The sequence below is a fragment of the Stenotrophomonas sp. YJH_SMC_91 genome, from assembly GCF_059368495.1.
In genome coordinates this window covers 188,543-213,390 of the sequence record NZ_JCAFRT010000004.1, presented here as the reverse complement: position 1 = coordinate 213,390, position 24,848 = coordinate 188,543, and the positions used below count along the sequence as shown (strand labels likewise).

Sequence of the window (24,848 nt, the reverse complement as noted above, 5' to 3'; positions counted from 1 at the left end):
TGATCCGTCTGGCCGCGGGGGCCGCCGCAGACGGTGCGCCGATGTGCCTGAACGGGCCGTAGATGCCACGGTGAACCCGCTTGTGGCTAACTATGCGGCTTCAGGACCGCGACAGGATGCCAGTGAAAGCCGCAGGACGATGGATGACAGGAAGTGCCATGGCGCTGCTGGCGCTGTGGGTGACCGGGCTGCTGGCCTATCAGTTGCCGGGGCCGGGCTGGCTGGCTACCGGCGTCGCCGGGCTGTGGCTGCTGGTAGCGCTGTGGGTGTCGTGGCGGGTCGCGCGGGGCCGTGCCTCGCGCCGCCTGGGCCTGGCGTTCGGGGTATCGCTGGCGCTGGCCGGCCTGTGGTGGATGCTGCTGACCCCGCGCCAGGACCGCGTGTGGGCCGATGACGTGGCCCAGCGCCTGCACGTGGTGTCTTTCGATGGCCGCCACGTCGTGCTGGACAACGTGCGTGATTTCACCTGGCGCAGCGAAACCGACTACGACGCCCGCTGGGTGCGCCGCGAGTACGACCTGGACCAGTTGCGCTCGGCCGATCTGGTGCTGTCGTACTGGATGGGCCCGGCCATCGCCCACACCCTGATCTCGTTTGGTTTCGAGGACGGTCGCCACGTGGTGTTCTCGCTGGAGATCCGCAAGGAGCGCGGTGAATCGTTCTCGGCGCTGGGCGGCTTCTTCCGCAAGTTCGAGATGACCCTGGTAGCTTCGGAGGAGACCGACATCATCCGCACCCGCACCAACGCGCGCGGCGAGGACGTCTATCTCTACCGCCTGCATGGCATGGACCGCGCACAGCTGAAGGAACTGTTCGCTGCGTACATCGCGCAGGCCCGCGAACTGGATGCCAAGCCCGGCTTCTACAACACGCTGACCAGCAACTGCACCACGATCGTCTTCGACCTGGCCCGGCACATCGCACCGCGCCTGCCGCTGGATTACCGCCTGCTGCTGTCCGGTTACCTGGCCGAGTACGCGCAGGAGGTCGGCGCGCTCGCTCCAGGTGTGCCGTACGCCGAGCTGCATGACAAGGGCCGCATCACCCAGCGCGCGCTGGACCTGGGCAGCGGCGACCATTTCTCCACCGTAATCCGCCAGGGCGTGCCCGGCACCGAGCAGGACCCGCAGTAATGACCCGATTCCTCCCACGCCGCTGGCAGCGCCTGCTGCCGGTGTTGTTCGCTGCCTTCCTGCTGCTGGGTAGCAGCGGTTGCGCGATGGTTACCGTCAAGCAGGTCAAGTCCAGCGATTCGCTGGTCAACAAGCGTGCCGACGTGCTCAACACGGGCAAGCTCAGCCCGGCCGCGCGCGAGACGCTCAGCGCGGCAGGCCTGGACGAGTCGCAGTGCGAAAAGGACTTCCTGGTCTGCCGCAGCACGCTGCTGATGACCGACGACCTCAATGTCGAGCAGCGGTTGTCGGCGCTGTCCGAACTGTGGGTGAAGGCCGCGCTGGCGATGACGCCGAAGAAGACGGCTGCCGGCGATCCGCCGATGAGCGATGCGGCATTGGATGCCTGGCTGGAAGCGGCGCGCTATGCCTATGCCTACCTGTTCTACAGCGGCCGCTCACCGTCCGACCGTGCCTTCGAGGACCGCCAGACGCAGGTGCGCGACTATTACAACTACGCGGCCGAGAAGGCAGCAGTGGTGCTGTTCGTGCGCGCACGCGCCGCTGCGCTGGCCGGCGAGGATTACACGAAGCCGCTCACGGTCGGCAGCTGGTCGCTGGCCTCCAACTACCAGCAGCTGAACCTGAAGAGCATTCCCGCGCAGCTGGTGCCGGCCGGCACGGTCAGCTTCGTCGGCCTGCGCAGTACCTATCGCCGCGATGGCTTCGGTGCCGAGCTGGTGATGGTGATGGACCCGCCGAAGCTGGTTGCACCGGTGATCGCACCCGAGGGCCCCAAGGCCGAGGCGCCGCAGGAGAATGAGGACGACGCACGCCGTGGCCGCCGTCATCGCCATGACGATTCGGTGCCCGAGTTCAGCGAGATGTCCTCGATCAACGTCACCGCACTGCTGCGTTTCGAGGGCAGCAACCTGGACGATGTGATGCGCACGCGCCGGGTCGAGCTGGACGCTTACTCGCCCGAAGCCACTGAGCGCATCACCCTGCATGGCGAGCAGGTGCCGCTGGCCGGCAACTTCACCGCCGCCTATGGCCTGTGGCTGGCGCAGAGCGGTTTCGCCCGGCAATCGCTGCGCACCCTGTTCGGCATGAGCGAGGGCATCGGCGAACCGCACATCTACCTGATGCAGCCGTGGGATCCGAATCGTCGCATCATCTTCATGCTGCACGGCCTGGCCAGCAGCCCGGAAGCCTGGGTGAACCTGGCCAACGAGATCATGGGCGACCCCGAGCTGCGCCAGCAGTTCCAGGTGTGGCAGGTCTACTACCCGACCAATGCGCCGATCGCGTTGAACCGCTACGAGATCGCCAGTGCGTTCAACGACACGCTGAAGCACTTCGATCCCAACGGCAGCACGCGTGCATCGAAGGACATGGTCTACATCGGCCACAGCATGGGCGGCGTGCTGGCGCGCCTGCTGGTCAGTGACTCGGGCGACGTACTGTGGAATGATCTGCTGGCCAACTACGACCTGAAGGGCGAGCGCCTGAAGCGGGTGCAGAACAAGCTGGGGCCGTTGCTGCATTTCAAGGCGCAGCCGAACGTGGAACGCGCGATCTTCATCGCCGCGCCGCACCAGGGCACCGACATCGCAGGCAACAAGGTCGGGCGGCTGATCGGTCGCCTGGTACGCCTGCCGCTGACCATCCTCGGCAAGTTCGAGGATGTGTTCCTGGCACTGGCGCAGGCCGAACAGCAGGTCGATGGCACGGCCAAGCCGAAGATCCCGAACAGCATCGACAACCTCAAGGCCAGCGATCCGTTCGTGAAGGCCGCCGCACAGCTGCCGATCGAAGCGGGCCTGAAGTACCACTCGATCATCGCCCAGCGCAAACCGGAACTGCCGGTGGACAAATCCGATGACGGGCTGGTGCCGTACTGGAGCGCGCACCTGCCGGGTGCATTGTCCGAGAAGGTGATCATCTCCGGCCACAGCGTGCAGGAGACCCCGCAGGCGGTGCTGGAAGTGCGGCGCATCCTGCATCGGGACATCGATGATGTGGGGGCTGGTACGCGGTAATGCCGGTCCCTGGCCGTCATCATCTGGACATTCCAGCGTTCGTGAGGTTGCCGGCCAGCGGCCGGCACTACCGCGATGCGCGGCGGCGCTACACCCGTCGCGCGATCACCGTGGCCAACAGCGCAAGGCCGAAGGTGATGGCCAGGCACAGCAGGTAGCCGGTGTGCGGGGTGCTTTCCACGAACAACGCGAACAATGCGCCGGAGACCGCCAGCGCGGTGGTCACCGACAGGGCCTCGCTCAGCTGCAGTGCCGAGGTGTTGGCACCTTGCTCCCGCGGCGCCGACAACGACAGCGTCAACACCGACAGGCTGGCGTAGATCATGCCCATGCCGAAGCCGGTCACGGCCCAGCCGAGCAGCGACACCGGCAGTGGCACCGCGTTGAACAGCACGGCCAGCGTGGCGGCGATGCCGACCGTCATCATCATCGTGCCGGCGCGCAGCAGCTGCTGGCGTGACCAGCCACGCTGCTGGTGGCCCTGCAGCCACGAGCCGGCGAACCAGCCCAGCGCACCGAGACTGAGTACGGCACCGGCCCAGCTGGGCGAAAGGCCACGTTCGCGCTGCAGCAGCAGTGGCAGGTAGGCCTCGCAGGCGAAGAAGGCGGCTGCCGCGATGCCACGCAGCGCGATCACGCTGGGCAGGCCATGGCGCAGGATCAGTGTTCCGGGCGGAAGCAGTCGATGTACGCAGAACAGCAGCGCCAGCACCGCCACACCGATGCAGAGCAGGGCAGGCAGGCCCGGTTGCTGACCGCCGAAGTACAGCAGCAACGCGGCCAGCGAGGCGCCGCTGGCCCAGCGCACCACCTTGCCGCGTCCATCGTCGGCGGTGCCGGGGGGACGGGGCTGCATGCGTGCCAGCGCGGGGCGCAGCAGCAGGCCTGCCGGAACCGCCAGCAATGGCACCGCCAGAAACACCCAGCGCCAGCCCAGGTGCTGCACGATCAGGCCGCTCAACGCCGGGCCGACCATCGAAGGCACCACCCACCCGGCCGAGAAGGCGGCGAACACCTTCGGCCGCAGGTGCTCCGGGTAGCTGCGGCCGACCATCACGTACAGCGAGACCGAGATCGCACCCGCACCCAGGCCCTGCAGCAGGCGTCCCGCCACCAGCATGCCCATGCGCATCGCGAAGCCGGCCAGCAACAGGCCCAGCACGAAGCAGGCCAATCCGTACCAGAGCGGCCGTGCCGGACCATGGTGATCGGCCCAGCGCCCGGCCAGGGTCATGCCGATCACGCTGGTGGCCAGGGTACCGCCGAAGGCCAGTGCGTACAGGCGCAGGCCATCCAGCGCCTCGGCCACGGTGGGCATCGCGGCCGCAACGGCCAATGCCTCGAAGGCATGCAGCGCGACCAGCGCGACCATGCCGAGGGTGGTCGCGCGATAGCGTGCGGACAGGATCGAGGTGTCAGCCGGCAGATGGGCGGCGGCGGGAGAGAGGGTCGGGGTCATACGGGTCAGGTGCGGGCCGCGCTTGTCAACCGGCGGCGAAGATAGCAGCATGACACCTCAACTGCAGTTGAGGTCAAGCAATGGTGTCCCAGGAACTGAGCGTTGGCGAAGTCTCCCAGCGCAGTGGCGTGGCGGTTTCCGCGCTGCACTTCTACGAGCGCAAGGGGCTGATCAGCAGCCTGCGGACTTCGGGTAACCAGCGCCGCTACAGCCGCGACGTGCTGCGCCGGCTGGCGGTGATCCGCGTCGCGCAACGCGTGGGCATGCCGTTGGAAGCGGTCGGCCGTGCCTTCGAAAGCCTGCCCGAGGGCCGCGCACCGACCAAGGCCGACTGGGCCAGGCTGTCCGCGCGCTGGCGCACCGAGCTGGAGGAGCGCATCCATATGCTGCAACTGCTGCGCGATGAGCTCACCGGCTGCATCGGCTGCGGCTGCCTGTCGCTGCAGCGCTGCCGCCTGGCCAACCCGGGGGATGTGCTTGGCGAACGCGGCGACGGCCCGATGCGCTGGGAGTGAACCGCGAAAAGGGGACGGAGGGGATTATGTCGTTTGTGCATTGACGACTTGATCCCCTCCGTCCCTTCTTTCTTACCAGACCGTGATCGTCTCGCCGCTCTGGATGCCTTCCACTGCACGCTGGAAGGCCAGTGCGGCGCGTTGCGCGCTTACCGCTTCAAAGCCCGGGAAGTAGGGGCCGTAGGCTGCCATCGATTCGATCAGTACGTTCGGGCTGACCACGTTGATGCGCAGGCCGCGCGGCAGCAGCTCCAGTGCGGTGGCGCGCACGAAGCCTTCCAGTGCGGCATTCACCGAGGTGGCGTTGACGCCGTCGCGGATCGGTTGTGCGCTGACGATGCCGCTGGTCAGGGTGATCGAGCCGCCGCTGTTGAGATGGTGCTGCGCCGCCAGGGCCAGCCGCACCTGGCCCAGCAGCTTGTCCTGCAGGCCGAGGTTGAACTGCGCCGGCGTCATGTCCTGCAGCGGACCGAAGTGCAGCTTGCCGGCGGTGGAAATCACCGCATCAACCGGGCCGGTACGCGAGAACAGTTCGGCGACGCTGGCGTCGTCGGTCAGGTCCACCCGCAGTTCGCCGCTGCTGCGGCCGGCGGCGAGAATCTGATGCTGTTGGCCGAGCTGGCGGGCGACTGCCTGGCCGAGGGTGCCGCTGGCACCAACGAGGAGGATCTTCATGGCCGTTCCTTGCGTGAGGGAGTGAACGCAGTCTGCGCCGTCACAGCGGGGTTAGGTAAGCGGCGTATGCTTTGCAGATTCCTAACTCCGGATTAGCAATGGATACCCTTCGCTGCATGCAGGCTTTCGTCGCGGTAGCCGAGTGCGGCAGCTTTGCAGGGGCCGCTGAACAGTTGCAGGTCTCGGCGGTGATGGTCGGCAAGTACATCCAGCAGCTGGAGGCGCACCTGGGCACCGCGTTGCTGCAACGGAACACCCGCCGCCAGCGCCTGACCGAAGCCGGCAGCGCCTACCTGGCCGGGTGCCGGCAGGTGCTGGAGCAGGTGCAGCAGGCCGAGGCCGACGTGGCCGGCCTGCAGGTGCAACCGCGCGGGCTGCTGCGGGTCAGCGCACCCACCACCTGGGGCAGCTGCGTGCTGGCGCCACAACTGGCCGGCCTGCTGCGCGCGCAGCCGCAGCTGAACGTCGAACTGGATCTGAGCAACCGCCGTGTGGATCTGATCGAGGACGGCTTCGACGTGGCGATCCGGGTCGGGCCGCTGCCGTCGCAGGAGGTGGTGGCGCGGCCGCTGCCACCGTATGCGATGAGCCTGTGCGCGGCGCCGTCCTACCTGCGCCGGCGCGGCACGCCGCGTACGCCCGCCGATCTGGAAGGGCATGACTGCCTGAGCCATCTGGCCTGGCGCGGTGGCCACGGCTGGCAGCTGGCCAACGGTGAACAGGTGGACTGGGAAGCGCGCCTGACCTGCAACGATGGTGTTGCACTGCGCGAAGCCGCCGTGGCCGGAGCAGGGCTGGTGCTGCAGCCGACCGCACTGCTGGCCGGGGAGATTGCAGCCGGGCGGTTGAAGCCGCTGCTGCGCGACTACCTGCCCGAACCGCGGCCGATGCACCTGATCTACCTGCCCGACCGCAGGCCGCGCCCGCGGTTGCAGTGCTTCGTCGATTTCGTCATGACCACGTTGGCGCAATGAGCATCCACGCCATGCGTGGATGATGGTAGGTGCCGACCATTGGTCGGCACACATCGGGATCAATCATTCGCCGCAGACAGTTCCTGCCCACGCACCTGCGCAGCGCGCAGTGCCGTATCCACCAGGGCCTCGAAGCCGCCGGCCTGGAAGCTCTCGATCGCGGCCTGGGTGGTTCCGTTCGGCGAGGTCACGCGGCGGCGAAGCTCGGCCGGGCTCTCACCGGCTTCATCCAGCATGCGCGAGGCGCCCAGCAGGGTCTGCACCACCAGCGTGCGCGCGGCGTCGGCCGGCAGGCCCTGGGCAATACCCGCCGCTTCCATCGCTTCGGCCAGCAGGAACACATAGGCCGGGCCGCTGCCGGAAACGGCAGTCACTGAATCCATCAGCCCCTCGCTGTCGATCCACACCGTGCGCCCGGCACTGGCCAGCACCTGCTCGGCCCGCGCGTGCTGCTGCGTGTCCACCGACGGTGTGGCGAACAGGCCGGTCACACCTGCGCCGAGCAGGGCAGGGGTGTTCGGCATCGCGCGCACCACTGCCAGGTCGCCCCCCAGCCAACGCTGCAGCTGCGCACTGGTGATGCCGGCGGCAATCGACACCACCAGCGGTCGGCTTGCCTGTGCCAGCGCCTGCAGAGACTGGCAGACCTCGCGCAGCACCTGCGGCTTCACCGCCAGCAGCCAGGTGCCACCCTGCGCGGCGGCATCGCTCGCGTTGTCATGCACCTGCACGCCGAAGTCGGCGGCCAGCGCCTGGCGCAGTTCGGCCACCGGTTCGGCGACGTGGATGTGCGCGGCCGGCACGCCCTGGCGGATCAGGCCGGCGATCAGGCTGCGCGCCATGTTGCCGCCGCCGATGAAGGTGATGGAATCAGCTGCCATGGAAGTCTCCTTGAAAAATCAGGCCGGGCGCGGGCGCGCGCCGAACAGGGCGGTGCCGATGCGCACCAGGGTGGCGCCCTCGGCGATGGCTTCGGCGTAGTCGCTGCTCATGCCCATGGACAGCGTGTCGATCTGCGCGTGCTGGGCAGCCAGCGACTGGAAAAGTGTGCGCATGCGCACGAATGCATCCCGACGGCGCTCGGCTTCGGGCCATGGCGCGGGAATCGCCATCAGTCCGCGCAGGCGCAGGGTGGGTTCGGCGGCAATCGCTGCGGCCAGTGCATCCACTTCCTCCGGTGCACAGCCATGCTTGCTGGATTCGTCGTCGATGTTGACCTGGATCAGCACGTTCAGCGGGCCTCGCGCGGCCGGGCGATGGCGTGCCAGCGCGGTCACCAGCTTGGGGCGGTCCACGCTCTGCACCCAGTCGAAATGGCTGGCCACGGCCTCGGCCTTGTTCGACTGCAGGTGGCCGATCAGGTGCCATTCCAGCGCCAGATGCTGCAGCGCCTGCATCTTGGCCAGTGCCTCCTGCACGTAGTTCTCGCCGAAGGCGTGCTGGCCCTGCGCGGCCAGCGCGGCCACGGCCTCGGCCGGCTGGGTCTTGGACACCGCCAGCAGGCGTGGGTCGGGCCTGCCAGCGGCCTCGGCGGCGGCATGCAGGTTGCTCAGGATCTGGGGCAGGGGAGTGGCCACGTAACGCGTTCCGTTGAATCAGGAGGCTATACTGCCGCCCGGGGAAAGATCCTTCCAGTCGAAGCCGTTATTGGGGAGTAGCCGCTCATGGATATCGCCGAACTGCTGGCGTTTTCCGTAAAGAACAAAGCGTCCGACCTGCACCTGTCCGCAGGCCTGCCGCCGATGATCCGCGTCGACGGCGACGTTCGCCGGATCAACATCCCAGCCCTGGACCACAAGCAGGTCCATGCGCTGGTGTACGACATCATGTCCGACAAGCAGCGCCGCGATTACGAGGAATTCCTCGAAGTGGACTTCTCCTTCGAGATTCCATCGCTGGCGCGCTTCCGAGTGAACGCGTTCAACCAGAACCGTGGTGCCGGTGCGGTGTTCCGTACCATTCCGTCCGAGGTGCTCACCCTCGAGGACCTGGCCTGCCCGCCGCTGTTCCGCGAAGTGATCCAGCAGCCGCAGGGCCTGATCCTGGTGACCGGCCCGACCGGTTCGGGCAAGTCGACCACGCTGGCGGCGATGATCGACTACATCAACAAGAACGAATACGGCCACATCCTCACCGTCGAGGATCCGATCGAATTCGTGCATACCTCGCAGAAGTGCCTGATCAACCAGCGCGAAGTGCACCGCGACACGCATGGCTTCAATGAAGCACTGCGCTCGGCGCTGCGTGAGGACCCGGACATCATCCTGGTGGGCGAACTTCGTGACCTGGAAACCATCCGCCTGGCACTGACCGCGGCGGAAACCGGCCACCTGGTGTTCGGCACCCTGCACACCAGCTCGGCGGCCAAGACCATCGACCGCATCATCGACGTGTTCCCGGCCGGCGAAAAGCCGATGGTGCGCTCGATGCTGTCCGAGTCGTTGCGCGCGGTCATTTCGCAGGCGCTGCTGAAGAAGGTTGGCGGCGGTCGTACCGCAGCGTGGGAAATCATGGTCGGCACCCCGGCCATCCGCAACCTGATCCGCGAGGACAAGGTGGCGCAGATGTACTCGGCCATCCAGACTGGCCAGCAGTACGGCATGATGACCCTGGACCAGCACCTGCAGGATCTGGTCAAGCGCAGCCTGATCACCCGAAACCAGGCCCGTGAGTACGCCAAGGACAAGCGCCTGTTCGAGTAAGGCGGGGCAGTAACGGGGCAGCGTGCGCCAGTGCGCTGCTGTTCCCGTGTTGTTTCCTCCACCGACCGTTACCTGGTAAACCGCTTTCCGGGAGCCTGCCGTGAACACCACCGCGACCACCATCGATTTCACTTCGTTCCTCAAGCTGATGGCGCACCAGCGCGCCTCGGACCTGTTCATCACTGCGGGCATGCCGCCGGCGATGAAGGTCAACGGTAAGATCTCGCCGATCACGCAGACCCCGCTCACGCCGCAGCAGAGCCGCGACCTGGTCCTCAACGTGATGACCCCGGCGCAGCGCGAGGAATTCGAGAAGACCCACGAATGCAACTTCGCCATCGGCCTGTCCGGTGTCGGCCGCTTCCGCGTCAGCTGCTTCTACCAGCGCAACCAGGTCGGCATGGTGCTGCGTCGCATCGAGACGCGCATTCCGACGGTGGAAGAACTGAGCCTGCCGCCGATCATTAAGACGCTGGCGATGACCAAGCGCGGCATCATCCTGTTCGTCGGTGCCACCGGTACCGGTAAATCGACCTCGCTGGCGGCGATGATCGGTTACCGCAACCAGAACTCGACCGGCCACATCATCACCATCGAAGATCCGATCGAATTCGTGCACAAGCACGAGGGCTGCATCATCACCCAGCGCGAAGTCGGCATCGATACCGACAGCTGGGAAGCCGCGCTGAAGAACACCCTGCGCCAGGCGCCGGACGTGATCATGATTGGCGAGGTGCGTACCCGCGAAGGCATGGACCACGCCATCGCGTTCGCCGAAACCGGCCACCTGGTGCTGTGCACCCTGCATGCCAACAACGCCAACCAGGCGATGGACCGCATCGTCAATTTCTTCCCGGAAGACCGCCGCAACCAGCTGCTGATGGACCTGTCGCTGAATCTCAAGGGCGTGGTCGCGCAGCAGCTGGTGCCGTCGCCCGATGGCCGCTCGCGCAAGGTGGCGATGGAGATCCTGCTGGGCACGCCGCTGGTGCAGGACTACATCCGCGACGGCGAGATCCACAAGCTGAAGGAAGTGATGAAGGACTCGGTCCAGCTGGGCATGAAGACCTTCGACCAGAGTCTGTTCGAGCTGTACCAGGCCGGCGAGATCAGCTACGAGGACGCGCTGCGTTACGCCGATTCGCAGAACGAAGTGCGCCTGCGCATCAAGCTCAGCCAGGGCGGCGACGCACGCACGCTGTCACAGGGCCTGGATGGCGTGGAGATCTCCGAGATCCGGTGACCTGCGACTCTGTAGAGTCGACTGTCAGTCGACGCTCGCGCGCAGCGCGGGATTTTCCCGGCCGGTGAAAGAGCAGTCGACTAACAGTCGACTCTACCGGGCGCGTTGGCGATTGATGAATTCCAGTCATGACCAACTGCAATGCTGCCCATTCAATCGGCGGCCCCTGCAGGCGTATCGTCAGCGTTCCCCCTCTGGAGCACCACGATGCAGACACGTGAACTCGGCCGCAGCGGCCTGAAGGTTTCCGCCCTGGGCCTGGGTTGCATGGGCCTGACCCATGCCTATGGCCAGCCGGTCGAGCGCAGCCAGGGCATCGCCCTGCTGCACGCTGCCGTTGAACGCGGCGTGACCTTCTTCGACACCGCCGAAGTGTACGGCCCGTACACCAATGAAGACTTGCTCGGCGAGGCTCTGGCGCCTTACCGCGACAAGCTGGTGATCGCCACCAAGTTCGGCTTCAAGGATGCGCGCACCGATACCGGCCTGGACAGCCGCCCCGAGAACATCCGCGCCGTGGCCGAAGCCAGTCTCAAACGCCTGCGCACCGACCATATCGACCTGTTCTACCAGCACCGTGTCGACCCGAACGTGCCGATCGAGGACGTGGCCGGCACCGTGCGCGACCTGATCGCCGAGGGCAAGGTCGGCCACTTCGGCCTGTCCGAGGCCAGCGCCACCACCGTGCGCCGTGCGCACGCGGTGCAGCCGGTGGCTGCCGTGCAGAGCGAGTATTCGCTGTGGTGGCGTGAACCGGAGCGCGAACTGCTGCCGGCCCTGCAGGAACTGGGCATCGGCTTCGTGCCGTTCAGTCCGCTCGGCCGTGGCTTCCTGACCGGTGCGATCAACGCCGACACCACCTTCGACGCCAACGATTTCCGCAACAGCGTGCCGCGCTTCGAAGTGGAAGCCCGCCGCGCCAACCAGGCGCTGGTGGATCGCATCAGTACGATTGCTGCAGCACGCGGCGCGACCCCGGCGCAGGTGGCGCTGGCCTGGCTGCTGGCGCAGGCGCCGTGGATCGTGCCGATTCCGGGCACCACCAAGATCCACCGCCTGGAAGAGAACCTGGGTGCGGCTGACCTGCAGCTGGCGCCGGAGGAACTGCAGCGCATCGCGCAGGCGCTGGATGAAGTGTCGATCGTCGGTGAGCGCTACAACGCCCAGCGTGCGGCCCAGGCCAAGGGCTGATCACCGGGTGCGGACCGAGGTGGGTGCGGACCGTTGGTCCGCACACCTCATCCAGCCATCGGCCCGCGCAGCGCATCCAGCACCGTGCGCATCGCCACGGTGACGTGGCGGCGCGACGGGTAGTACGCGTAGTAGCCATCGAAGTGCGGGCACCAGTCGTCCAGCACCGACTGCAGGCGGCCATCGTCCAGCATCGGCTGCACCTGGTCTTCCGGCAGCCAGGCCAGTCCGCTGCCGGCCAGCGCAGCGGCGCGGGTCATGCCCATGGTGTTGAAGGTCCACTGGCCGCTCACGCGCACGCTCAGTTCGTTGCCGTCCTGGCCGAAATCCCACGGCATCAGCCCGCCATGCGTGGGCAGGCGCAGGGTCACGCAGTTGTGGCCTGCCAGCTCGTCCGGATGGCGTGGGACCACGTGCTGGCGGAAGTAGCTGGGTGCACCGACCACGCGCATGCGCAGCGGCGGGCTGATCGGCACGGCGACCATGTCGCGCGCCAGGCGTTCGCCGAGGCGGATGCCGATGTCGTAGCGCTCGGCCACGATGTCGGCCAGCCCATAGTCGGCGGCCAGTTCCACCTTCAAATCCGGATACTGCTGCAGCAGCGGCGCCAGCCGTGGCCACGCGATGTACTCGGCGGCATGGCCGGTGGCATTGATGCGGATGGTGCCGGCCGGGCGTTCACGGTATTCGGCCAGCGCGGCCAGTCCGTCCTCGATCTCGGCCAGGCGCGGGCCCAGGGTGTCGAGCAGGCGGGCACCGGCTTCGGTGGTGGACACGCTGCGGGTGGTGCGGGTCAGCAGGCGCACGCCCAGGCGCTGTTCCAGGCCGCGCATGGCATGGCTGAGCGCGGACTGGGACACGCCCAGCTGGGCGGCGGCCTTGGTGAAGCTGCCCTCGCGGGCAACGTGGACGAAGGCCTGCAGGTCGTTGAGGTTTTCGCGGGGCATGCTGGGATGATACGGCCGGGCTGCGCCCGGCACCTGCTTCAAGCCAAGGCAACGTCAACGTCAGATGCGTGCATTCCGTGGGATGGCGGGGTGGGTCCGGTTGAGGGGGACGCCGTAAATACCTCCATGTAGGCTCGGTCGCCGCATCCATGCGGCTCACGCCCCCTCAACCGGACCCACCCCACCTTCGACAGTTTCCCGTGAGCTGTTGGAACGGCATTCTGCTTTGGTGGGTGCCGACCGTTGGTCGGCACTGGGTCGGACGTGTGGGTATGTCGATTTCTGCGTCTGTGGTTCGTCGAATGAATGACTTCAACGGGAGCTGCACATGAGCATTGACACCAAGCCGAAAGGCCCGGCCTCGTATTTCCCCTCCATCGAGAAGACCTACGGGCAGCCGGTGGCGCACTGGTTCGGGCTGCTGGCCGCGAAGAAGGGCCTGAAACACATGGAACTGGTCAGCTTCCTGAAAAGTGAGCATGGGCTGGGCCATGGCCATGCCAACGCGCTGGTGGCGCACCATCTGGCCGGCAAGGGTTGAGCAGCGGCGGGCCGGAGATCGGGCGGGGCGCATTCAGCTGAACGATTTCATCTGCAACTGTCATGCAGATCGTGTCTAATACCGCTCCCCACCTGCTGTTCCCCACCCGTATGTCCCTTCCCTCCCATGGCCCCGCGCCGTGCGACGACGCTGACGGCCACCTGGTCACCGCCGGTCCGCTGACCCCGCCGCCCGACAGCGCCGGCACCACCGCCGACGAAAAAGCGCTGCGCCACTCGATCGCCGAGGACGTGCAGGGCATGGTGCTGGCCACGATGGTGGCCTCGCTGGGCTTGGCCATCTTCGCCAAGGGCGGGCTGATGATCGGCGGCATGGCGGGCATGGCGTTCCTGCTGCACTACGCGATGGGCTGGAACTTCGGCCTGGTGTTCGTGCTGGTCAACCTGCCGTTCTACTGGGTGGCGCTGCGGCGCATGGGCTGGGAATTCACCCTGAAGACCTTCGCTGCGGTCACCGCCTGTGGCGTGCTGACCGACCTGCTGCCGCGCTGGATCGACTTCTCGCACATCCACCCGCTGTGTTCGGCGATCGTCGGCGGTGCGTTGTCCGGCCTGGGCATCCTGTTCTTCATCCGCCATCGTGCCAGTCTCGGCGGCATCGGCATCCTGGCGGTGTACCTGCAGCGCACGCGTGGCTGGAGCGCGGGCAAGGTGCAGATGTCCTACGACGCCTGCCTGATGGTGGCCGCGTTCTTCGTGTTGTCGCCGTCGAAGGTGATGTACTCGGCCATCGGCGCGGTGGTGCTCAGCCTGGTGCTGATGTTCAACCACCGCCCCGGCCGCTACATGGGCGTGTGACCGTTCAACGGGGTTGCCGGCCAGCGGCCGGCACTATCGGAACCCACGCGTGATGACGCCGGGCCATGCCCGGCGGATATCCATCAGCGGGCGGCGGCCTGCAACCACGGCGGCGACAGCGTCAGCAGCCGCGCATGCACCGGGCAGTCCTCGGCATGCGCACCGGGCAGGTAGCCCAGGCTCATCAGGAACTCGCCGGTGATCTCGCCGCCGGTGAAGCGGAAGGTCTTCTTGAACAGCTTCACCCAGTCAGCCTTGCTGCGCGGGTGGTGCGCATCCAGCCACGACGCGAAGCTGCCGTGGCTGGCCCGCAGCTGCTGGATCACCTGCGCGTTGTGGATGGCCGCCAGCACCTTCAGCCGGTTGCGGATGATGCCTGCGTCCGACAGCAGGCGCTCGATGTCCTGCTCGGCGTACGCCGCCACGCGGTCCACATCGAAGCCGTCATAGGCCGTGCGGAAGCCCTCGCGCTTCTTCAGGATCGTTTCCCAGCTCAGGCCGGCCTGGTTGATCTCCAGCACCAGCCGTTCGAACAGCTCGCGCTCGTCACGCTGCGGGAAGCCGTACTCGTTGGCGTGGTAGTAGTCGTGCACCGGATGGCCCGGGGCGATGAGGCAGTAGCCGCTCATGGGGAAGGCTCGTTGGATTCGGGTTCGGATTCGGATTCGGGATCGATGGCCAGCGCAGGGCGCCCGCCGATGGACAGCATCGGCCAGCGCGCTGGCACGAGCGTGAGTTCGCCATCACGCAGGGCCTGGTTGATCGCCTCGGCCTGGCCGCTGACGGTGCCGAACAGCGAACCGGCCCGGCGCCAGTGGGCATCCCTGCCACGTGCGTACAGCACGCAGTCCGGCCCACGGTGGGTGTACAGCTCGCACAGCAGCACTTCGCCAGTGCCATCGCCGTCCAGGTCGCGATGCACGATCAGGCAGTCGCGCTCGCTCTGGGCGCAGGATTCGCCATCGATCGCGCGCGTGGCCAGTGCCTGCCACCAATCGTCCGGTGGCGAGCTGGATCCCTTGGCCAGCTTCAACGCGCGCTGCAGGGCGACGACGTCCTGCGGCCCCTTGTCGAGGCGGTGGCCGTCATCCCAGCGCGAGGTACGTGCCAGCGCGGCAGCGATCACCTGTGGCGCGTTGGCATCGGCGGTGATGGCCGGATCACGCTGCAGCTCGCGCAGCGCCCGCACGCCGCGGTGACCAAGATCAAAGCGCAGCACGTTGACGTCACTGCTGGTGATCGCGGGCGGGTCCGCACGCAGGCGCGCCAGCTGGCTGGACAGAGTCAGCCGCACCGGGTCCAGCAGCGGCGAGTTGCCCAGCAATGCCAGTGCCAGCACCGCCCAGCACATCCAGCGGTTGACCGGCTCCAGCATCTGCAACCAGCGGCGCTGCCGGCGCAGCACCGCCAGCGCGTAGCCCGTGGCATAGCCGGCCACGGCCATTGCGACGAGTACCGCCCAGAACCGGTCCACGGTCCAGCCGTACTGCACTACGCGCAGTCCCAGTGCGTACAGCGCCAGTGCGGCGTAGACCGGCAGCGCCAGCAGGCTGGCTTCAACCAGCCGGCGCAGCAGCAGCGGGTAGGGGGCGCTGTCTTCCCCCTGCTGGTAGACCGCATTGGTGAACGTCACCAGCAGCAGCGACAGCACCAGCAGCAGGCCGGCGGCCGAGCGGGTCTTCCACAACGGTTCCAGCCCGGTAAGCGGCAGGCTCAGCACGAACAATACGGCGATGAACGAGAGCAGCGGCAACAGCCCACGGCAGATCGCGAACAGCACCTGGCGGGTGATCTGGATGGTGCGGTGCTGGGTGCGCCCGATCAGTACGCCGAACCCGGCCAGGCTGCCGGTGGCCAGTGCGATGAACGCGTCCTGCCGGAACAGGTCGCGGAAGACGGTCACGTCGAGCAGCTGGAACAGCGCCGACCACAGCCACAACAGCAGCCAGGTCAGCCCGGTGAACAGTGCCGCCAGGGCCAGGGTCAGACCATTCTGCCAGGCGCGCTCGAACAGCTCGGGGTAGCTGGCACGCCAGTGCCCGTGCTGCAGCTGGAACTGCCACCAGGGCAGGACCACGAACACCGCAACGGCCATGCCCAGGGTCAACGGAAGCTGCAACGCGCCCGATTCCAGTGCGGTCTCGCCATTGAGGTTCCAGCCGATCCAGGCGGCCAGCGCCAGCACCACCGTCGAGCCGAGCACGGCCTGCAGCCACAGGCGGCGCTGGCCCAGCTCCACCAGGCTCAGCGCCACAGCGCTGGGAATGGCCAGCACCCAGGCGTACCAGCAGTAGCGCCAGCCGATATCGCGGAACGGCCACGCGTCGGACAGTTCCTGCGCGGCATACAGCATCAGGCCCTGCAGCAGGGCAAGCAGGACGATGGCGCTGCGTGCCGGCAGGGTCAGGGGCGTTGAAGACTGCATCGATGACCTTCCATGGCAAAGCACCATCCTAGCCCATCGCTGTTCGACGCCATCGCGCGACCATCCCGCCCCCAGCAGGTAGAATAGGGCCATGCCTGTAACGCCGACCTCCCTTGCCGATCACCTGCTCGTCGCGCTGCCGTCGCTGCTCGACGCGACCTTCGCCCGCAGCGTCGCGCTGATCTGCCAGCACGACGAGAACGGGGCGATGGGCGTGCTGGTCAACCAGCCTTCCGAGTACACGCTGGGTGAAGTGCTTGCACAGATGGACATCACCACCGGTGATGGCGACCTGCAGGCGCGCATGGTGCTCAACGGCGGCCCGGTGCATCCCGAGCGCGGCTTCGTCATCCATGACGACGCGCGGGCGTGGGATTCCAGCCTGACCGTGGGCGACGGCCTGTACCTGACCACCTCGCGCGACATCCTCGAAGCGATGGCGCGCGGCGAAGGCCCGGCCAATGCCGTGGTCACCCTCGGCTGTGCCGGTTGGGGCGCAGGGCAGCTGGAAAGCGAGCTGTCCGAGAACAGCTGGCTGACCGTGCCGGCCGATGCCGAGCTGGTGTTCCAGCTGCCGCTGGAGCAGCGCTGGCAGGGTGCGGCCTCGCGCATCGGCGTGGACCTGTTCCGGCTGACCGACTACAGCGGCCATGTCTGAGCCCATCACGCCCGCGCCGGATTCTGCTGCCCCGGCGATCCGCCGTGATGGCACCGTTCTGGGTTTCGATGTCGGCTCGCGACGGATCGGCGTGGCCATCGGCAGTGCCTTCGCCGCGCATGCGCGCGCGGTGGCCGTGGTCGATGTGCACGGCAACGGCCCGGACTGGACCGCGATCGAACGCCTGCTCAAGGAATGGAAGCCCGACGGCCTGGTGGTCGGCGACCCGCTGACCCTGGACGGCCAGGACCAGCCCAACCGCAAGCGCGCGCAGGGCTTCGCCCGCCAGCTGCGGGAGCGCTTCAAGCTGCCGGTGGTGATGATCGACGAGCGTTCCAGCTCGGTCGAGGCCGCACGCCGCTTCGCCGTCGAGCGCGCCGAAGGGCGCAAGCGCCGCCGTGATGCGGCCGCCCTCGATGCCGTCGCCGCAGCGGTGATCATCGACCGCTGGCTGTCGTCGCCGGACGACGCCACCCCCATTCCCTGACTGCCCGACACCGCCATGACCGCCCAGCAAATCGATGCCTCCGGACGCCTGCGCCACCTGCTGACCCTGGAGGGCCTGCCGCGCGAAACGCTGCTGCAGCTGCTCGACCGCGCAGGGCAGATCCGCGATGCCGCAGTCGGCCGCGTCGGCAACAAGCGCCACGTGCTGGCCGGTTCGGCGGTGTGCACGCTGTTCTTCGAACCGTCCACGCGCACCCGCAGTTCGTTCCAGCTGGCCGCGCAGCGGCTGGGGGCGGACGTGCTGAATTTCGACGCCTCGACCTCCTCTACCCGCAAGGGTGAGACCGCCTGCGACACGCTTCGCAACCTGGAAGCGATGGGCGTGCGCGGCTTCGTGGTGCGCCACCCCGATGACGGCGCCGTGGCCGCACTGGCCGATGCGGCAGGCGAGGGCACCGCGCTGATCAATGCCGGTGACGGCCGCAGTTCGCACCCGACCCAGGGCCTGCTGGACATGCTGACCCTGCGCCAGGCCAAGGGCCCGGATTTCTCGAAGCTGAAAGTCGTGATCGTCGGCGACGTAAAGCACTCGCGCGTGGCCCGCACCGACCTGCATGCGCTGCGCACGCTGGGCGTGGGCGAGATCCGCGTGTGTGGCCCGCAGTCGCTGCTGCCGGACGACGAGACCCTGAAGGGCTGCGTGGTCGGCGATGATTTCGACGCGATGCTGGAAGGCGTCGACGCGCTGATGATGCTGCGCCTGCAGCGCGAGCGCATGGAAGAAGGCCTGGTGCCGTCGCTGGAGCAGTACCACGCGCAGTACGGCCTGACCAACGAACGCCTGGCGCGCGCGGGCAAGGATGCCGCGGTGCTGCACCCGGGCCCGATCAACCGCGGCGTGGAAGTGACCGACGAGGTGGCCGACGGCCCGCAGTCGTGGGTGCTGCGCCAGGTCGCCAACGGCGTCGCCGTGCGCATGGCCGTGCTGGAAACCCTGCTGGGCTGACCTGCCCGGGTGGGTGCCGACCGTTGGTCGGCACGGTTGATCTGTCCTTATCCGATCCGGTGGGTGCCGACCGTTGGTCGGCACGGTTGATCTGTCCTTATCCGATCCGGTGGGTGCCGACCGTTGGTCAGCACGGTTGATCTGTCCTTATCCGATCCGGTGGGTGCCGACCGTTGGTCGGCACTGAACCGTCAGTGCGGTGAAGTGCGGGCCTAGCCATTGAATGGTTCCGGGCCTACCTGTACTGACGTGATTGCCCGATAGAACCGGAGTAGCGGCAGGCGCACGCTTGGGCCCATGAGCCGCGCACGCCTACGCCTTGGCCGCCATTCCCGGATCGGACAATCCTACATCCTGACCACCGTCATCCAGGAGCGTCGACGCTACTTCGATGATGCCACTGCGGCACAGGAGGTGATGGATGTGTTCCGTCGCATTGATGCTGAGGGCCTGACGCACTCACTTGCCTATGTGGTCATGCCGGACCACATCCATTGGCTTGTGGAGATCCGTGCGTTCTCGCTGGACTACATCATGCAACGCTTCAAATCGAGCAGTGCATTGCGGATCAACCGCATGCTGGGTAGGACAGGACCATTCTGGCAATCGAGCTATCACGATCACGCCATTCGTTCTGAAGAATCACTGTTTCGCCATGCGATGTACATCGTCGCCAACCCGGTCAGGGCGAACTTGGCGAGCTGCGTGGGAGAGTATCCGTATGCCTGGTGCCGATGGGAGATCGATGAGAGGTACCAGGCAATGGATTACCCCGAAGCGGAGAGGTAGTGCCGACCAACGGTCGGCACCCACCAATACCCAAGCCGACCAACGGTAGGCATCCACCAACAGGTGTTTCCCAGCAGAAGCTGCGGTTCAGCGCTTCTGCGCGAACAGCCATTCCCACATTGCCGGGTCGGCGTAGGTGGCGTCCCAGGCATTGTGGTTGCCTTCCGGGTATTCGGTGTAGCGCACGTCGCGTGCGGCGGCGCGCTGGAATGCGGCATGCAGTCTGCGGTCGTCGTCCGGCGGCACCACGTCATCCAGTGCGCCGTGGAAGATCCAGATCGGCGTGTGCTGCAGGCGCTGGGCAATCACCGCGTACGGGTCCGCTTCGTGCGCGACCTGCTCGACGAACAGGGTCGGGCGTACCGCACGCGGGGCGAGCACCGCGCCGCATACGGGGACGATCGCGGCAAAGCGGCGTGGGTCATCCAATGCGATGTTCCAGCTGCCATAGCCGCCCATCGACATGCCGGTCAGGTATTGCCGCGCCGGGTCGGCGCCGAATTCGGCGATCGTCGCGTCCAGCGCGGCCACTGCCGCACGGTTGTTGCGGCCGCTCCATTCCTCGTGGCCCGGCACCTGTGGGAACACCACCAGGGCGGGGAAATCGGGATGCGCGCGCAGGTAAGGCCCCAGCCCGGCGTGGGTCTGCTTGACGCCATCGGCGCCGCGCTCGCCCGAGCCGTGCAGGAACAGGACGACCGGAAGGTGGGTGGGAGCGGCGGCCTGCACGCCGGCCGGAATGAACACCTGGTAGTAAGCCGTTTGCCCGTCCACCTTCACCGCACGTGCTTCGAAGCGGCCACGCGCGCTGTCCGGCAGCGAAGTGCAACCGCTCATCATCAGAAGGGCCAGCAGTGGCAGCCAGCGCGACAGCAAACGGACCATGGGATTTTCCGAAGCGGCGAGATCGCCTGCATCGTAGTCCGCCGACGTCGGCCCGGCATCGTGCGCCGCGTCACTGCGGGCGCGGGAAGCTGGCGATGATCTCCAACTGCTCCTGTGCCTCGGCATTGCCTTCGGCGGCGGCGGCCTGCACCTGCGCAATGTCCGGGTGCAGGACCACCAGCAGTGGGTTCTCGCAGACCGGGCAGTCGTACTCGGTGGCGTCCTCGTCCAGTTCCATTTCCATGGCGCGCGAGCTGCCCTTCCATTCACAGGCCGGGCAGGTGTGCTGCTGGTCGCGCCAGCCGGGCTGGAAGTAGTTTTCGATTGTCGTTGCCATGGGGGGATCCAGTTGGGATCGGGTCAGAGCGCCGCGCAGCGGGGATCCGACCGTCGAGATGGTCAGTGCAGCAGCACCAGGGTGGCCAGGCCGAGGAAGGTGAAGAAGCCCATCGAATCGGTCACGGCGGTGAGGAAGATGCCGCTGGCCAGCGCCGGGTCGAAGCCGAAGCGCTTCAGCGTCAACGGCACCAGCACGCCGGCCAACGCAGCAAACAACAGGTTGCAGGTCAACGCGATGGCGATCACTGCCGACAACCCGGGCGAGTGGAACCAGGCGAGCACGATCAGGCCCAGCACCGAACCCAGCATCACGCCGTTCAACAGCGCGACCCGAACTTCCTTCCACAGCAGGGTGCGAGCGTTGGAGGCGCCGACCTGGCCCAGCGCCAGGCCGCGCACCATCAGTGCCAGCACCTGGGTGCCGGCGTTGCCGCCGAGGCCGGCGACGATCGGCATCAGCACCGCCAGCGCCACCAGTTTGTCGATGGTGCCTTCGAAGTGGCCGACCACGCTGGAGGCCAGGAAGGCCGTGCACAGGTTCACCGACAGCCACATCAGGCGGCGGCGCATCGCGCGCCAGACCGGGCTGAACAGATCTTCGTCCTCGTCCAGACCGGCGGCGCCCAGCGCCTGGTGCTCGGCCTGGCCGCGGATGATGTCGACCACGTCATCGATGGTGATGCGACCAATCAGGATGTTGTTGTCATCCACCACTGGCGCGGAGATCCAGTCATGGTCGGAGAACTGGCGGGCGACTTCCTGGTCGCTCTCGCCGACGTCGATGGCTGGCTGCTCGTCGTCGATCAGGCGATTGATCGGGGTGGTGTCCTCGTGGGTCACCAGTGCCGCCAGCGACACGCGGCCTAGGTACTGATGGCGGCGGCTGACCACGAACAGGTGGTCGGTGTGGTCGGGCAGTTCACCGCGCAGGCGCAGGTAGCGCAGCACGACGTCGACATTGACGTCGGCGCGCACGGTCACCACGTCCGGATTCATCAGGCGACCGGCGCTGTCCTCGGGATAGGACAGGACCTGTTCCAGGCGCTCGCGGTTCTCGCGGTCCATCGACTTGAGGACTTCGTCGATGACCGTGTCCGGCAGGTCTTCGACCAGGTCGGCCAGATCGTCGATGTCCAGGTCTTCGACCGCGGCGATGATCTCGTCCGGGTCCATGTCCGCGAGCAGGCTTTCGCGCACGTCGTCGCCGACGTGGACCAGCACCTCGCCGTCGTCTTCCGGATCAACCAGTCCCCACACCACCTCGCGCTTGCCCGGCGGCAACGATTCGAGCAGGTTGCCGATCTCGGCCGGGGCCAGGGTGTTGACCAGGCGACGCACCGGGCCCAGCCGGCCGCTGTCCAGTGCATCGGACAGCATCCGCAGTTGGCGCGCAGTCTTGTCGTGGCGTACAGCTTCAGCCATCGCAGCTCCCGCGGGGATAAGAAAAGCCGCGATCCCGGCAAGGATGCGGCAACAGGGGTGTTCAGCGCGTCATTATCGCAAGGCGATGTTTCAACGCATAGCCGCCGGGTGGCGGGAGTGCCGGCCGCTGGCCGGCAACGTCTTGGCCTTCAACGAGACGGGGTCAGATCCCTTTTCCCGCGGAAAAGGATCTGACCCCAGGCGTGCATGCCCGGCGAGCGGGGGGTATCAGGCCGTTTCGGCCACCAGCGCCAGCCAGCGTTCGATCGCGCGGCGGTCGCGCGCGGCCAGCAGCTTCGGTGCGCGCGCGCGCAGCATGGCCAGGTCGGCCTCGCGGACCGCGCGGCGTACTTCCAGCAGCGTGCCCGGGTGCAGGCTGAACTCGGTCAGGCCCAGTGCCAGCAGCAGTGGGGTCATCCGCGCATCGCCGGCCATCTCGCCACAGACCGCCACCGGGATGCGGTGGCGCGCGCCGGTCTCGATCACCATCTGCAGCAGCCGCAGCACCGCCGGGTGCAACGGCGAATACAGCTCGCCCAGTGCTTCATTGTTGCGGTCGGCCGCCAGCAGGTACTGCACCAGGTCGTTGGTGCCGATCGACAGGAAATCGACCAGGTCGATGAAGCTTTCCAGCGCCAGCGCCGCAGCAGGGACTTCGATCATCGCGCCCAGTGGCACGTGGTCGGACACCATGTGGCCTTCGCCGCGCAGCTGTTCGGTCAGCTTGAGCATGCGGCGGCGCACTGCCAGCAGTTCCTCCCGGGTGCTGACCATCGGCACCAGCACCCGCAGCTTGCCGTAGGCCGAGGCGCGCAGGATCGCGCGCAGCTGGGTGTCGGCTACCTTCGGCCGTGCCAGCGACAGGCGTACGCCGCGAAGGCCGAGCGCCGGATTTTCTTCGTTGCTCAGGGTCAGGCCGGTGCGGTCGGCCTTGTCCGCGCCCAGATCGAGGGTGCGGATGGTCACCGGTCGCCCGCTCATGCCCAGTGCCGCATCGCGGTAGGTCTGGAACTGTTCTTCTTCATCCGGCAGCTCGTTGCGCTGCAGGAACAGGAATTCGGTGCGGTACAGGCCCAGGCCGTGGGCGCCCAACGCATGCGCCTGGGTCACGTCCTCCAGCGACTCGGCATTGGCCAGCAGGGCGATGTCGACCTGGTCGCGGGTGCGGCTGGGCTTGCTGCGCAGGCGGCCGAGCTCGCGCTGTTCGCGCGCGTGTTCCTTCAGTCGTGCGCGGTAGTCGCGCAGATTGTCGGCCTGTGGATTGGCGGTGATGCTGCCGTCGGCGCCGTCGATGATCAGCACGTCGCCATCGGCGATGCGGCTGAGCAGCTGCGGCACGTTGACGATCAAGGGCAGGTGCAGGCTGCGCGCAAGGATCGCGCTGTGCGAGAGCGCGCTGCCGGCGGCGGTGACGATGCCGACCACGCCTTGCGCCTGCAGCTGTGCCAGTTCGGAGGGCGCGATGTTGTCGCAGACCAGGATCTCGCCGGCCAGGCCTTTCACCGCTGGCGGGCGTTCGGGCTGCAGGAAGGCATGGATGCGGCCGATCACATGGTCGAGGTCGTCCATGCGGCTCTTCAGGTAAGCATCGTCCATGCCGTCGAAGACCTTGGCCAGGCGGTCGCGCTGCAGGCGCAACGCATAGCCGGCGCTGTACGGTCCGCTGCGGATCAGTTCGTCCAGCCCATACAGCAGCTCGGGATCGTCCAGCAGCAGCGCATGCAGGTCGAGGAACTCACCCACTTCCTGGTTCAGCGCTCCATGCAGGCGCTGGCGCAGCTCGTGCATCTCCGAGCGCGCGGCGTCCACCGCGCGATGCAGGCACGCCAGCTCGGCCTCGACCTGATGGGCGGCAACGCGCTGCTCGGCCACTTCCAGTGCATGCGGCAGGCGCACGCGGGCGCGGCCCATTGCCGTGCCGCGGGCGGCACCATGCCCGGCCAGCAGCAGTACCGGCCGCTGGCCGGAAGGGGGTTGGCCGGCGCGTGCGCGTGGCACGCTCAGCTGTCCTCGTCGAAACGGCGTTCGAACAGGCCGACCACCGCCTCCATCGCGGCGGCTTCGTCCTCGCCGTTGATCCGCACGGTGACCGGGGTGCCCTGGCCGGCGGCCAGCAGCATCACGCCCATGATGCTCTTGGCGTTGATCTCACGGCCTTTGGCGGCCATGGTCACGTTGCAGCGGAACGGCGCCAGGGTCTGCACCAGCTTGGCGGTGGCCCGGGCATGCAGGCCCAGGCGGTTGCTCACGGTGAGTTCTCGTTCAAGCATCGTCGACTATCGCTCCATTACGGGTACCCGCCGCGGCTGTGGCGGGCAGTTGATCCAGTCCCTGTTCCGGATAATTCATCACCCGCAGCAACATCGGCAGGCTCAGCGCCGACACCCGGCGAACCGGGGTCCCCAGCCGGGCCAGCTGCCCGGCAAGGTTGGCAGGGCTGGCGCCGTACAGGTCGGTCAGGATCAGCACACCATCACCCCCGTCAACCCGCCGCAGGGCGGCCGAGGCGAGCGGGAGCAGGGCGTCCAGGTCTGCGTCGAACGGTACTTCGAAAGCTTCGGTTTTCAGCGGCAACTGCCGCAGGAGCCGGGTCGCCACGTCAAGCAGGGCGGTCCCGACCCCAGGATGTGTTACGAGGAGAATGCCACAGGTCATTAC

The 24,848-nt window shown here is 67.2% G+C and carries 25 protein-coding genes and 1 pseudogene; 13 read left to right on the top strand and 13 right to left on the bottom strand.

The genetic code is table 11. The features are described from left to right. Nucleotides 1-158: 158 nt before the first annotated feature. Both AC5P5X_RS08135 and AC5P5X_RS08130 read left to right on the top strand, forming a co-directional pair. Nucleotides 159-1,133 (top strand): Lnb N-terminal periplasmic domain-containing protein, encoded by a 975-nt coding sequence (locus tag AC5P5X_RS08135; RefSeq protein WP_111188986.1) that lies wholly within the window; start codon nt 159-161, stop codon nt 1,131-1,133. Beyond that, complete coding sequence (locus tag AC5P5X_RS08130; protein WP_111188985.1) at nt 1,133-3,154, top strand: esterase/lipase family protein; 2,022 nt, start codon at nt 1,133-1,135, stop codon at nt 3,152-3,154. The genes AC5P5X_RS08135 and AC5P5X_RS08130 overlap by 1 nt, the downstream gene beginning before the upstream one ends. An 88-nt stretch (nt 3,155-3,242) precedes the next feature. Here AC5P5X_RS08130 and AC5P5X_RS08125 read toward each other — a convergent pair whose 3' ends face one another. Continuing rightward, nucleotides 3,243-4,664: an MFS transporter gene (locus AC5P5X_RS08125; protein ID WP_111188984.1), complete on the bottom strand. Its 1,422-nt coding sequence runs from the start codon at nt 4,662-4,664 to the stop codon at nt 3,243-3,245. A gap of 29 nt (nt 4,665-4,693) precedes the next feature. Here AC5P5X_RS08125 and soxR point away from each other — a divergent pair, with 29 nt between their 5' ends. Next, on the top strand, nt 4,694-5,128 hold the full coding sequence (soxR, locus tag AC5P5X_RS08120; protein WP_012479331.1) for a redox-sensitive transcriptional activator SoxR: 435 nt from the start codon (nt 4,694-4,696) through the stop codon (nt 5,126-5,128). Between the two features lie 72 nt (nt 5,129-5,200). Here the strand turns inward: soxR and AC5P5X_RS08115 are convergent. After that, a pseudogene (locus tag AC5P5X_RS08115) lies at nt 5,201-5,830 on the bottom strand (short chain dehydrogenase); the annotation flags it as partial. Nucleotides 5,831-5,901: 71 nt separating this feature from the next. Between AC5P5X_RS08115 and AC5P5X_RS08110 the strand changes: the two are divergent. Then, nucleotides 5,902-6,777, top strand: a complete 876-nt coding sequence (locus AC5P5X_RS08110) for a LysR family transcriptional regulator (protein WP_005408366.1) — start codon at nt 5,902-5,904, stop codon at nt 6,775-6,777. 59 nt (nt 6,778-6,836) lie between these two features. Here the strand turns inward: AC5P5X_RS08110 and proC are convergent, their stop codons facing one another. After that, on the bottom strand, nt 6,837-7,658 hold the full coding sequence (gene proC, locus AC5P5X_RS08105; RefSeq protein ID WP_005408367.1) for a pyrroline-5-carboxylate reductase: 822 nt from the start codon (nt 7,656-7,658) through the stop codon (nt 6,837-6,839). Between the two features lie 18 nt (nt 7,659-7,676). Continuing rightward, the gene (locus AC5P5X_RS08100) at nt 7,677-8,354 is read right to left on the bottom strand and encodes a YggS family pyridoxal phosphate-dependent enzyme (RefSeq protein WP_005412486.1); all 678 of its coding nucleotides are present in this window, start codon (nt 8,352-8,354) and stop codon (nt 7,677-7,679) included. 87 nt (nt 8,355-8,441) lie between these two features. Here AC5P5X_RS08100 and AC5P5X_RS08095 point away from each other — a divergent pair, with 87 nt between their 5' ends. From AC5P5X_RS08095 to AC5P5X_RS08085, 3 genes are all read left to right on the top strand, one after another. Further along, nucleotides 8,442-9,479, top strand: coding sequence for a type IV pilus twitching motility protein PilT (locus AC5P5X_RS08095; RefSeq protein ID WP_004147099.1), 1,038 nt, complete (start codon nt 8,442-8,444; stop codon nt 9,477-9,479). 100 nt (nt 9,480-9,579) lie between these two features. Next, a complete protein-coding gene (locus AC5P5X_RS08090; RefSeq protein WP_005408369.1) occupies nt 9,580-10,722 on the top strand; it encodes a PilT/PilU family type 4a pilus ATPase in 1,143 nt (380 codons plus the stop codon). Between the two features lie 207 nt (nt 10,723-10,929). Further along, nucleotides 10,930-11,913 (top strand): aldo/keto reductase, encoded by a 984-nt coding sequence (locus tag AC5P5X_RS08085; RefSeq protein ID WP_005412488.1) that lies wholly within the window; start codon nt 10,930-10,932, stop codon nt 11,911-11,913. 47 nt (nt 11,914-11,960) lie between these two features. On the opposite strand, the gene AC5P5X_RS08080 is transcribed toward AC5P5X_RS08085, so the two are convergent. Beyond that, nucleotides 11,961-12,860: a LysR family transcriptional regulator gene (locus AC5P5X_RS08080; RefSeq protein WP_043033641.1), complete on the bottom strand. Its 900-nt coding sequence runs from the start codon at nt 12,858-12,860 to the stop codon at nt 11,961-11,963. Nucleotides 12,861-13,188: 328 nt separating this feature from the next. On the opposite strand from AC5P5X_RS08080, the gene AC5P5X_RS08075 reads away from it, so the two are divergent. Then, nucleotides 13,189-13,401 (top strand): DUF4287 domain-containing protein, encoded by a 213-nt coding sequence (locus AC5P5X_RS08075; protein WP_111174491.1) that lies wholly within the window; start codon nt 13,189-13,191, stop codon nt 13,399-13,401. Nucleotides 13,402-13,511: 110 nt separating this feature from the next. Beyond that, nucleotides 13,512-14,219 carry a YitT family protein gene (locus tag AC5P5X_RS08070; RefSeq protein WP_043034218.1) on the top strand — a complete coding sequence of 236 codons (708 nt, stop codon included), beginning with the start codon at nt 13,512-13,514 and terminating at the stop codon, nt 14,217-14,219. An 83-nt stretch (nt 14,220-14,302) separates the two neighbouring features. Here AC5P5X_RS08070 and AC5P5X_RS08065 read toward each other — a convergent pair whose 3' ends face one another. Together AC5P5X_RS08065 and AC5P5X_RS08060 are read right to left on the bottom strand one after the other, a co-directional pair. Further along, complete coding sequence (locus AC5P5X_RS08065) at nt 14,303-14,848, bottom strand: DNA-3-methyladenine glycosylase I (RefSeq protein WP_024956076.1); 546 nt, start codon at nt 14,846-14,848, stop codon at nt 14,303-14,305. Beyond that, complete coding sequence (locus AC5P5X_RS08060; RefSeq protein WP_111188983.1) at nt 14,845-16,644, bottom strand: DUF4153 domain-containing protein; 1,800 nt, start codon at nt 16,642-16,644, stop codon at nt 14,845-14,847. The genes AC5P5X_RS08065 and AC5P5X_RS08060 overlap by 4 nt, the downstream gene beginning before the upstream one ends. A 91-nt stretch (nt 16,645-16,735) precedes the next feature. Between AC5P5X_RS08060 and AC5P5X_RS08055 the strand changes: the two genes are divergently transcribed. From AC5P5X_RS08055 to AC5P5X_RS08040, 4 genes are all read left to right on the top strand, one after another. Then, nucleotides 16,736-17,302 carry a YqgE/AlgH family protein gene (locus tag AC5P5X_RS08055; protein WP_005408377.1) on the top strand — a complete coding sequence of 189 codons (567 nt, stop codon included), beginning with the start codon at nt 16,736-16,738 and terminating at the stop codon, nt 17,300-17,302. After that, complete coding sequence (gene ruvX / locus AC5P5X_RS08050; protein WP_005408378.1) at nt 17,295-17,789, top strand: Holliday junction resolvase RuvX; 495 nt, start codon at nt 17,295-17,297, stop codon at nt 17,787-17,789. The genes AC5P5X_RS08055 and ruvX overlap by 8 nt, the downstream gene beginning before the upstream one ends. Before the next feature lie 15 nt (nt 17,790-17,804). Continuing rightward, nucleotides 17,805-18,755: an aspartate carbamoyltransferase catalytic subunit gene (locus AC5P5X_RS08045; protein WP_043398325.1), complete on the top strand. Its 951-nt coding sequence runs from the start codon at nt 17,805-17,807 to the stop codon at nt 18,753-18,755. 297 nt (nt 18,756-19,052) lie between these two features. Next, nucleotides 19,053-19,544: an REP-associated tyrosine transposase gene (locus tag AC5P5X_RS08040; RefSeq protein WP_005408380.1), complete on the top strand. Its 492-nt coding sequence runs from the start codon at nt 19,053-19,055 to the stop codon at nt 19,542-19,544. A gap of 87 nt (nt 19,545-19,631) precedes the next feature. Here AC5P5X_RS08040 and AC5P5X_RS08035 read toward each other — a convergent pair whose 3' ends face one another. From AC5P5X_RS08035 to AC5P5X_RS08010, 6 genes are all read right to left on the bottom strand, one after another. After that, a complete protein-coding gene (locus AC5P5X_RS08035) occupies nt 19,632-20,429 on the bottom strand; it encodes a carboxylesterase family protein (protein ID WP_033834838.1) in 798 nt (265 codons plus the stop codon). Between the two features lie 70 nt (nt 20,430-20,499). Next, complete coding sequence (locus AC5P5X_RS08030; RefSeq protein WP_005412494.1) at nt 20,500-20,766, bottom strand: hypothetical protein; 267 nt, start codon at nt 20,764-20,766, stop codon at nt 20,500-20,502. Between the two features lie 62 nt (nt 20,767-20,828). Continuing rightward, the gene (gene mgtE, locus AC5P5X_RS08025) at nt 20,829-22,190 is read right to left on the bottom strand and encodes a magnesium transporter (RefSeq protein WP_005408383.1); all 1,362 of its coding nucleotides are present in this window, start codon (nt 22,188-22,190) and stop codon (nt 20,829-20,831) included. Between the two features lie 228 nt (nt 22,191-22,418). Continuing rightward, a complete protein-coding gene (gene ptsP, locus AC5P5X_RS08020; RefSeq protein ID WP_005408384.1) occupies nt 22,419-24,188 on the bottom strand; it encodes a phosphoenolpyruvate--protein phosphotransferase in 1,770 nt (589 codons plus the stop codon). 2 nt (nt 24,189-24,190) lie between these two features. Beyond that, nucleotides 24,191-24,460, bottom strand: coding sequence for an HPr family phosphocarrier protein (locus AC5P5X_RS08015; protein ID WP_005408385.1), 270 nt, complete (start codon nt 24,458-24,460; stop codon nt 24,191-24,193). Next, nucleotides 24,453-24,845 carry a PTS sugar transporter subunit IIA gene (locus AC5P5X_RS08010; RefSeq protein ID WP_005408386.1) on the bottom strand — a complete coding sequence of 131 codons (393 nt, stop codon included), beginning with the start codon at nt 24,843-24,845 and terminating at the stop codon, nt 24,453-24,455. Before AC5P5X_RS08010 ends, AC5P5X_RS08015 begins: the two co-directional genes overlap by 8 nt. Nucleotides 24,846-24,848: the final 3 nt, after the last annotated feature.